Here is a 9,095-nt window from a genome sequence, read left to right as displayed (position 1 = left end):
GTCGACGGCTGGCACGAAGAGGTGCGCCCGGCGGGGCCCGGCCCCGGCCCGGCGGGGGGCGGCCCAAAACCCCCCCGCGTGGGGGGGGGGGGCGGTTCGGTTCAGCCCCCCGCTTCCGGTGCCGCCCCGGGCCCCCCCCGCCCCGGTCCGACGGACGGCCCGCCGCCATGCCCGTCAACGTGCCCGCCCGGCGCGGCGGCAACGGCCGCCGCTTCCTGCTGCTGCTCTTCTGGGTCGGCCTCGTGCTGGCCGTGCTGCCCTGGTGGCTGACCACCCCGGCCGGCTCGCTGGTCGACACCGGTGCCGTGATGCTGGCTGCCGGCCGGATCGTCGGCCTGGTCGCCGGCTACACGATGCTCGTGCAGGTCGTGCTGATGAGCCGGCTGCGGCTGCTCGACCGGCTGGCCGGCGAAGAGGTGATGACCCGCTGGCACCGCGACATCGGCGGTGCGCTGATCGTCGCAGTGCTCGGCCACATGGCGCTGATCCTGGTCGGCTACGGCGCTCTCGACGGGTTCAACGTGCTGGTCGAGGCGCGGGTCCTGATCACCGGCACGCCGGACATGCTGACCGCGTTCCTGTCCGCCGGCATCCTCACCGCGGTCGGGCTGTTCTCGATCCGGGCGGTTCGCAACGCCATGCCCTACGAGCTGTGGCGCTGGCTCCACATGTCCACCTACGTGGTGCTCTACCTGGCCTTCGGCCACCAGTTCTCGCTCGGCCAGCAACTGTTCAGGCCGGGACTCGTGCGCACCGGCTGGATCGCGGCGTACGTCGGTGTGGTGGTCGTGCTCGCGTACGGCCGGCTGATCGCGCCCTTGATCTTCAATCTGCGGTACGGCCTGCGGGTGGCCGACGTGATCGCCGAGGGCCCGGACACCGTCTCCATCTACCTCACCGGTCGCAACCTCGACCGGCTCAAGGTCCTCGGTGGACAGTGGTTCCGCTTCCGGTTCCTGTCCCGCGGGTTGTGGTGGCAGTCGCACCCGTTCTCGGTCTCCGCCGCCAAGAACGGCCGCTGGTTGCGGCTGACCATCAAGGTGGTCGGCGCCTATACCCGGGCGTTGCGCGACCTCGACCCGGGCGACCGGGTCTGGGCGGTCGGGCCGCGCGGCAACTTCACCGCCGCGCAGCGCACCGCGCCGCGTTCGTTGCTGATCGCCGGCGGCATCGGCATCACGCCGATCCGGGCGATGCTCGAGGAACTGCCGCCCGGTGCGACGCTGATCTACCGGGCCAGCACGCCGGCCGAGGTGGTGCTGCAGCGTGAGATCGACTGGCTGGCGCGGGCCGGCGACGTCGACGTCTGGTATGTCATCGGCGCCCGCACCGACCCCGGGCCGCGCCAGGTGATGAGCCCCAACGGACTGCGCCAACTGGTGCCCGACCTGGCCCGCCGCGACGTCTACCTGTGCGGGCCGCCGGGCTTCGTCGAGGCGGCGCAGAAGACGGTGCGCAGGTCCGGCGTACCCCGCTCCAAGATCCACCTTGCCGCCTTCGAGCTGTAGGAGAACCTCGTGCGCCGTGCTGTGCTGGCCGTAGCCGGGCTCGCCGCCGGAACCTCGCTACTGGTCGTGGTCAAGGGCGGCGGCGCGGGCGCGGCACCCGACACGGTGGCGGCGGCCAACGCCGGACCGACCCCGTCGGCGGGCGCCGGCTCGCCGGACCCCTCGGCGCCGCCGGCGAAGAAGCCGGTGGCGACACCGACCGCGACGAAGAAGACCACCAAGCCCAAGGCCGGCAAGGGCACGACGGCCGCCGCGCCGCCGCCGGCCCAGCCCAGGTCCAACAAGGTCGTCGGGCCGCGGGTGGAGAACCCGTACGGTGCCGTCCAGGTGGTCATCGAGCTGTCCGGCACCCGCATCGTCGACGTGCGCACGCTGGAGATGCCCGACCTGGAGGCGCGCTCCGACCAGCTCAGCTCGCTGGCCGAGCCGCGACTGCGCGACGAGGCGATCCGCGAGCAGGGCGCCAACCTCGACACCGTGTCCGGAGCGACGGAGACCAGCGAGAGCTACAAGGAGTCGCTGCGGGTCGCCATCGAGCGGATGAAGAAGGGCGAGCGTGACTGAGTTCCGTGCGCAGGAGTGCATGGGCACGGTGATCAGCGTCGAGATCGCGGCCGGCGGCTCGCCGGCTTTGCTCGACGCCGCGTTCGCCTGGTTCCACGAGGTGGACGCCCGGTTCAGCACCTACCGCGAAAACAGCGAAGTCAGTCGATTCGACCGCGGCGAAGTGCCAATCTCCGCGGCCTCCGACGACCTGCGGCTGGTGCTGGCCCGCTGCGCGGACCTGTGGGGCGAGACCGACGGCTACTTCGACGGGTACGCGACCGGCCGCTTCGACCCGTCCGGCTTCGTCAAGGGCTGGTCCGTGCAGGTCGCCTCGGACCGGCTGCTGGCCGCGGGCGCGACCGACCACTGTGTCAACGCCGGCGGCGACGTGCGGCTGCGCGGTCACTCACCGGCGGGTCGCCCGTGGCGGGTGGGCATCCGCCATCCGTGGAACGCCCAGGCCACCTGCCACGTGGTCGAGGGCACCGACCTGGCCGTCGCGACCTCGGGCGTCTACGAGCGCGGGCACCACGTGGTCGACCCGCGGCGCGGCCGGCCGGCTTCGGGGCTGCGGTCGGTCACCGTCGTCGGTCCCGACCTGGGCACGGCCGACGCGTACGCGACCGCGGCGCTGGCGATGGGCCCCGCCGGTGCCCGCTGGCTGAGCCGGCTCGACGGGTGGGACTGCGTCGTGGTCACCGACGAGGGACGGAAACTGAGCTCCGCCGCCCTACCGTCGGCCGCTTAAGACGACTACCATGGTAACTCGTGTGGGATCAGCGTCGTACCGGGCGGTGGGTGCCGGCGGGTCGTGACCCCGTCGGCCGCGAGCCGGTGGGCCGCGACCCCGACGGCCGGGTGCCGGCCCATCTTTGGCATCGATGTCCGCCGTTCAGGGGGTCGACCTCGGCGGGCACCGCCGTTACCTTGTCACCTAGCATGTATGCCCCTCGTCGCCGCGCGCCCAAGTGGGCCGCCACCTGCATCAACGACCGGTCCGCGGCCCGGACGTGCGACTCTGCGCGTCCTGTTGACGGGATGTCTCCCGGTCTCGTTGGCGGGATCGGCGATTCGCGCGATGTGACACCGGGCCGGTCACGCGGCCCGGCGCGCCGTCGACAGTTGGCGGGGCAGGTGTGGCAGGCCGCTGGGCCGGGCGAGGACCGAATCGACGATCATGCGCTGCACGGCGTACGAGTCGGGCAGGCTCCAGGCCACCTCTTCCGGCGGGACGACCCAGCGCACCGCGCCCTCGGGGAGCCGGGTCGGCGGGGCCGGCACCCACGAGCCGGTGCCGTGGCGCACGACGTCGAGCGAGTTCTCCAACTCGGGCCGCAGCGGGTCGCCGGGGCGCACCAGGAACATCCAGCGGCCGAGCGGCGTCGCGGCGACCGGGCCGCGCACCTGCAACCGGCCCGGGCCGAGCACGCCGGCGTGCATGCGCGCCGCCGCCAGCACCCGCCCGCCCAACGTGTTGGGCACCTCCAGCACGTCGAAAGCGTGCCCGGTGGCCAGCAGCACCGCGTGCGGCCGCTGCCGCCACCATTTCTCCATCGTGGACGGATCGGTGCTCGCGCGCCGCTCCCAGCCTTCGAGCGCCGGATGGCAGCTCGTCGTCGGGCAGCCGGGCCGCTCGCACGCGAACCGGCCGCCGTCGAGCCACGCGCCGGGCATCACTTCCCAGCGATGATCGGCGTAGCGCAGGGCCGAGCGGCGCAGTGTCACTCGTGCGAATGGTGGTCGGATATTCCACCGCATGGTCAGAAACTCCCTACGTCTGGGTCCGACTCGCCCTAGCAGGCCGTCGGCGCCGTATCTCGGATCGACACGCGGTCGTTGCGTTTGACAGATGGCTGAATGCAACTTGCAATCGAAAACTACGAGTGCAGGTGTGACGGGAAACGCACTCAATGTGCGATCGGCACAAACGGGTGATATCCGCAAGACCGGCCAGCAAGCCCCGAATCAGACAGCCCCTGAGCCACCAGGGGGGAGGACGGACATGGACGAGCTCCCCATCGGCCGCCGCGTCGCCTACTGGCGCGCCCGTCGTCGGATGTCCCAGCAGGTTTTCGCCGACCGGCTGGGTAAGTCGAAGAGCTGGGTCGACAAGGTCGAGAGGGGTGTGCGCCGGCTAGACAAGTTCTCGGTGGTCTACGAGATAGCCGACGTGCTGCAACTCGACGTGCAACTGCTGTTGGGCAAGGACCCGGAACGCCGGCCTGACGCGATCAACTGCATCGACCAGGTGGAGGTCGAGGAGATCCGCGCCGCGCTCGAGCGCTACGACTCGATCAGCGCGTTCTTCGACACCCAACCCAACCCGCAGCCGCTGACCGAAATGCGCAAGGCGGTCAGCCACGCCTGGCTGACCTTCCAGCACGCGAAGTACGGCGTGCTGGCCCGCGCGCTGCCCAAGCTGCTGCGCGACGCACAGGCCGCCGACACGGCGTACGCCGCGGGCAACGACGCACACGACGCGGCCCACTTGCTCGGCCAGGTCTACCAGATCGCCTCGTCGTCGCTCCGGAAGCTAGGCGAGCACGAGTTGGCCTGGCTCGCCGCCGACCGGTCGATCGCCGTCTCCCAGCGGGCCGGCGACCCCCTGCTGGCCGGCATCGCCACCCACCGGGTGGGCAGCGCGCTGCTGGCACTCGGCCGGGCCCGCCCGGCGCTCGAGGTCAACGTCAACATCGCCAACCGGTTGGCGCCCGGCGGCGGCAACGAGGCCACGCCCGAGCGCCTCTCCGTCTACGGCATGCTGCTGCTCCAGGGCGCCATGGCGTCCGCCCGGATCGGCGACGGCGCCACCGTGCGCGACCTGCTCAACGGCGCCGAAGAGGCGGCCAACGCGATGGGCGGCGACCACAACCACTACTGGACCTGCTTCGGCCCGACGAACGTCAAGCTGCACCGGGCCGCCGCCGCGGTCGAGTTGGGCGAGGGGCGCGCGGCCGTCGAGGTGCACGAGCGGATCCCGGCGGAGGGCTTCAACAGCCTGCTGCCGGAGCGCCGGGCACACCACATGCTCGACATCGCCCGTGGCTTTGCCCAGATGGGCGACGTCGAGAAGGCCAGCGAGATGCTCCTGGAGGGCGACCGCCTCGCGCCGTCGGAGATCCGTTGCCGGCCACTGGCCCACGAGGTGATGTCCGACGTCCTGCGCCGCACCCGCGGCACTCCGCCACCCGCGGTCGCCGAACTGGCGGAACACATGGGCGTCGGAGTTTAGTGGCAGGTATGAGAGGTGTCCTGTACGCGATCTGCTGCGGCTCACCCATTTCCCGCGGAGTCGGCCGCCTGGTCGACCTGGCGAAGCAGCGCGGTTGGGACGTCTGCGTGGTCACCACGCCCGACGGCCGCAAGTTCGTCGACGTGCCCGCGCTCGCCGGGCTGACCGGCCACCCGGTCCGCAGCTACTACAAGAACCCCGGCGACCCCGACGTCCTACCCGCGCCCGACGCGATCGTCGTCGCGCCGGCCACCGTCAACACCGTCAACAAGTGGGCCGTCGGCATCGCCGACACGCTCGCCCTCGGCCTGGTCGTCGAGTCACAGGGCAAGGGCCTGCCGATCGTCGTGATGCCGTTCACCAACGCGCCGATGGGCGCGCACCCGGCCTTCCGCGAGGCCATCGAACGGCTGCGGTCGTGGAACATCACGGTCCTGTTCGGCGACGACGTGCTGCCGCTGCGCCCACCCGGCGCGGCCGGCGACCTGGTCGACACCTTTCCCTGGCACCTGGCCCTCGACGCGCTCGATGCCCGGATCGGCGCCGACCACCGCGTCACCGTCACCGCACCGACCATCGCCTCCGAGGACAGCCCTCGGCGGTAGGATCTGCGCCGATGAGCACGACTGTGGCCGCCGCCGTCGCGGCCCTCGACGAGCGTTATCCGCCCGTCTGGGCGGAAGAGTGGGACCGGGTGGGCCTGGTCGTGGGCGACCCCGGCTGGCCGGTCGCCCGCATCCTGTGTGTGGTCGACTGCGTGCCGGAGACCGTCGCCGAGGCGATCGCCGCCGACGCCGACCTGATCGTGGCCCACCATCCGTTGCTGATGCGGGGGGTTTCGTCGGTCGCCGCGACCACCTACAAAGGACGGATCGTCCAGGACCTGATCAAGAACGACGTGGCGCTGTTCACCGCGCACACCAACGCCGACGTGGCCAACCCCGGCGTGTCCGACGCCCTGGCCGCCCGGCTGGGCCTGGTCGACCTGCGCCCGCTGGTGCCCTCGGCGCCGGCCACGCCGTCGGCCGACCGCGGACCCGACCCGAGCCGCGACGCCGACTCGCCCGGTGACGCCGGCTCGGCCCGTGACGCCGGTCCTGGCCGCGATGCCGACTCGGGCCGTGACGCCGGTCCTGGCCGCGGCGCCGGCTCGGCCCGGGACGCCGGTCCTGGCGCCGACGCGGGCCGCGATGCCGGCTCGGGCGGCGATGCCGGCTCGGGCCGCGATGCCGGCTCGGGGCGTGATGCCGGCTCGGGGCGTGATGCCGGCTCGGGCCGTGATGCCGGCTCGGGCCGTGATGCCGGCTCGGGCCGTGATGCCGGCTCGGGCCGTGATGCCGGCTCGGGCCGTGACGCCGGTCCTGGGCCAGGCGTCGGCCTCGGCCGCGATGCCGATCTCGTCCGCGACGGCCGCCCGGGGCCCGGCCTCGGCCGGGGCGTCGGGCGGATCGGCCGGCTGCCCGTGCCGCGGCCGCTGTCGGCGTTGACCGCCCAGGCCGCCTCCGTCCTGCCGCGTACCGCCTGGGGTGTCCGGGCCGCCGGCGACCCCGACCGGGTGATCTCCACGGTCGCCGTCTGCGGCGGTGCCGGCGACTCCTTCCTGGCCGCGGCCGCCGCGGCCGGCGTCGACGCCTACCTCACCGCGGACCTGCGCCACCACCCGGCCAGTGAGGCGGTCGCCGGAGGTGGCCCCGCGCTGCTGGACGCGGCACACTGGGCCACCGAGCGTCCGTGGCTCGACGACCTCGCGGCCTACCTGCGTGCCAGGCTTGAGGTGGATGTGGTGGTCTCCGACCTCGACACCGACCCGTGGACGCTGCACGCCGCATCAGCACTTTTCACCCCGTCGAAGGAGTCGCTTCCGTGAAGGCCGAACCACAGGCGCAGCGCCGGCTGCTCGACCTCCAGGCGATCGACACCTCGCTGGCCCAGATCGCCCACCGCCGCCGCACGCTGCCGGAGAACGCCGAGCTGGAGGCCCTGGCCCGGGAGCTGTCGGCGCTGGAGGACGAGCGGGTCCGGGCCCAGGTCGCCGTCGACGATCTTGATCGGGACATCGCCCGGATGGAGAAGGACGTCGAGCAGGTACGCGCCCGCAAGGACCGCGACCAGGCCCGGCTGACCATGGGCAGCGGCCCGGCCCGGGAGCTGGAGGCGATCCAGCACGAGATGGTCTCGCTGACCCGGCGGCAGTCCGAGCTCGAAGACGCCGAACTGGAGTTGATGGAGAGCCGGGAGACCGCACAGGCCGCGCTCGACGAGGTGCTCGGCCGGCTGACCGCGACCCGCGACCGCCGCGGCGACACCGAGGCCCGTCGCGACCAACTGCTGGCCGAGATCGAGTCCGACGAGCAGGGCCGGATCGCGGCCCGCGGCCCGGCCGCCGGCGAGGTGCCGGCCGACCTGCTGGCTCTCTACGACAAGATCCGCGAGACCTCCGGCGGTCTCGGCGCCGCGCTGCTGACCGCCGGCCGCTGCGGCGGCTGCCGGATCGAGTTCTCCGGCGCCGACCGCGCCCGGATCAAGGCGGCCCCGGCCGACGAGGTGCTCCGCTGCGAGGAGTGCCGCCGGATCATGGTCCGCACCTCGGAGTCCGGCCTGTGACTCGCCCGACCCGGGTGGTCATCGAGGCCGACGGCGGCGCGCGCGGCAACCCCGGTCCGGCCGGTTACGGCGCGGTCGTGCGTACCCCCGCCGGAGAGGTCCTGGTCGAACGCTCCGAGGCGATCGGCATCACGACCAACAACGTCGCCGAATATCGCGGGCTGATCGCCGGCCTGCAGGCCGCGGTCGACCTGGGCGCCGCCGAGGCCGACATCCGGATGGACTCGAAGCTGGTCGTCGAGCAGATGTCGGGCCGCTGGCAGATCAAGAACGCCGGCCTGCGCCCGCTCGCGGCCGAGGCCGCGGCGCTGGTCAACCGCCTCGACCGGGTCAGCTTCACCTGGGTGCCGCGCGACCGCAACACGCACGCCGACGCCCTGGCCAACCAGGCGATGGACGCGGCGGCCGGCATCGCGCCGGTCTCCTCGGCCGAGGCCGCGGCGGCGTCCGCGCCCCGGTCCTGGGAGCCCCGCCCGACCGAGAGCGCCACCCGGGTGCTGCTGGTCCGGCACGGCGCGACGGCGATGACGGCACAGGGCCGCTACTCCGGCCGGGGCGACGTGCCGCTGTCGACGATCGGCGAGGCCCAGGCCACGGCGGCCGGGGTGCTGGTCGCGGCCCGGGTGCCCGACGCGGTCGCGGTAGTCAGCTCGCCGCTGACCCGCTGCGTCCAGACGGCGCGGGCGATCGCGGAAGAACTCGGCGGCGTCCCGGTCCGGATCGACGAAGACCTGATCGAGTGCGACTTCGGCGACTGGGAGGGCCTGACCTTCGCGGAGGTGCGCTCCCGCTGGGCCACCGAACTCGACGCGTGGCTGGCCGACCCGTCGGTGGCCCCACCCGGCGGCGAGTCCTTCACGGCCGTGGCCACCCGCGCCCGCCGGGCCGCGTCGGCCCTGCTCTCGGCGTACCCGTCGAGTGCCGTGGTCGCGGTCTCGCACGTCTCGCCGATCAAGCTGATCCTCCAGGACGCGCTGGCCGGCGGCCCAGGCTTCCTGCACCGCCTCTACCTCGACCCGGCCGGCGCGTCCACGGTCGACTACTGGCCCGACGGCGGCGTCGCCGTCCGCACGGTGAACGACACTTCCCATCTACGCTGAGTCACCAGCGTCGCATCACTTTTGTGGGGTCTCCACAACGAGCGCGGTCTGCCATGCGCGGTGCGGGGATTGGTGTACCCGCCGGTAATCGAGCAGGGTATGCAC

At 73.0% G+C, this 9,095-nt stretch carries 9 protein-coding genes; 8 read left to right on the top strand and 1 reads right to left on the bottom strand.

Annotated features, from left to right (window positions below):
• Positions 1-167 precede the first annotated feature (167 nt).
• Genes AB0J74_RS35985 through AB0J74_RS35975 form a run of 3 tightly spaced genes read left to right on the top strand, consistent with a single transcriptional unit; the run spans position 168 to position 2,802 of the window.
• Positions 168-1,508, top strand: a complete 1,341-nt coding sequence (locus AB0J74_RS35985; protein WP_363456772.1) for a ferredoxin reductase family protein — start codon at positions 168-170, stop codon at positions 1,506-1,508.
• A gap of 9 nt (positions 1,509-1,517) precedes the next feature.
• Positions 1,518-2,072, top strand: a complete 555-nt coding sequence (locus tag AB0J74_RS35980) for an FMN-binding protein (protein ID WP_363456769.1) — start codon at positions 1,518-1,520, stop codon at positions 2,070-2,072.
• Between the two features lie 19 nt (positions 2,073-2,091).
• Entirely contained in the window at positions 2,092-2,802 is a 711-nt protein-coding gene (locus AB0J74_RS35975; RefSeq protein WP_363456783.1) for an FAD:protein FMN transferase, read from the top strand.
• Between the two features lie 347 nt (positions 2,803-3,149).
• Here the strand turns inward: AB0J74_RS35975 and AB0J74_RS35970 are convergent, their stop codons facing one another.
• Entirely contained in the window at positions 3,150-3,812 is a 663-nt protein-coding gene (locus tag AB0J74_RS35970; protein ID WP_363456767.1) for a bifunctional DNA primase/polymerase, read from the bottom strand.
• Positions 3,813-4,056: 244 nt separating this feature from the next.
• On the opposite strand from AB0J74_RS35970, the gene AB0J74_RS35965 reads away from it, so the two are divergent.
• The 5 genes from AB0J74_RS35965 to AB0J74_RS35945 are packed head-to-tail and all read left to right on the top strand — an operon-like array spanning position 4,057 to position 8,990.
• Positions 4,057-5,286 (top strand): helix-turn-helix domain-containing protein, encoded by a 1,230-nt coding sequence (locus AB0J74_RS35965; RefSeq protein WP_363456764.1) that lies wholly within the window; start codon positions 4,057-4,059, stop codon positions 5,284-5,286.
• 8 nt (positions 5,287-5,294) lie between these two features.
• Entirely contained in the window at positions 5,295-5,891 is a 597-nt protein-coding gene (locus tag AB0J74_RS35960) for a flavoprotein (RefSeq protein ID WP_363456762.1), read from the top strand.
• An 11-nt stretch (positions 5,892-5,902) separates the two neighbouring features.
• A complete protein-coding gene (locus AB0J74_RS35955; RefSeq protein WP_363456760.1) occupies positions 5,903-7,153 on the top strand; it encodes a Nif3-like dinuclear metal center hexameric protein in 1,251 nt (416 codons plus the stop codon).
• A complete protein-coding gene (locus AB0J74_RS35950; protein ID WP_363456757.1) occupies positions 7,150-7,890 on the top strand; it encodes a C4-type zinc ribbon domain-containing protein in 741 nt (246 codons plus the stop codon). The genes AB0J74_RS35955 and AB0J74_RS35950 overlap by 4 nt, the downstream gene beginning before the upstream one ends.
• Positions 7,887-8,990, top strand: a complete 1,104-nt coding sequence (locus AB0J74_RS35945) for a bifunctional RNase H/acid phosphatase (RefSeq protein WP_363456754.1) — start codon at positions 7,887-7,889, stop codon at positions 8,988-8,990. The genes AB0J74_RS35950 and AB0J74_RS35945 overlap by 4 nt, the downstream gene beginning before the upstream one ends.
• Positions 8,991-9,095 lie beyond the last annotated feature (105 nt).

Source organism: Asanoa sp. NPDC049573 (assembly GCF_040676615.1).
Lineage (GTDB): Bacteria > Actinomycetota > Actinomycetes > Mycobacteriales > Micromonosporaceae > Asanoa.
The sequence above is the reverse complement of the archived record's forward strand: the minus strand, read 5'-3'. Positions and strand labels throughout refer to the sequence as shown.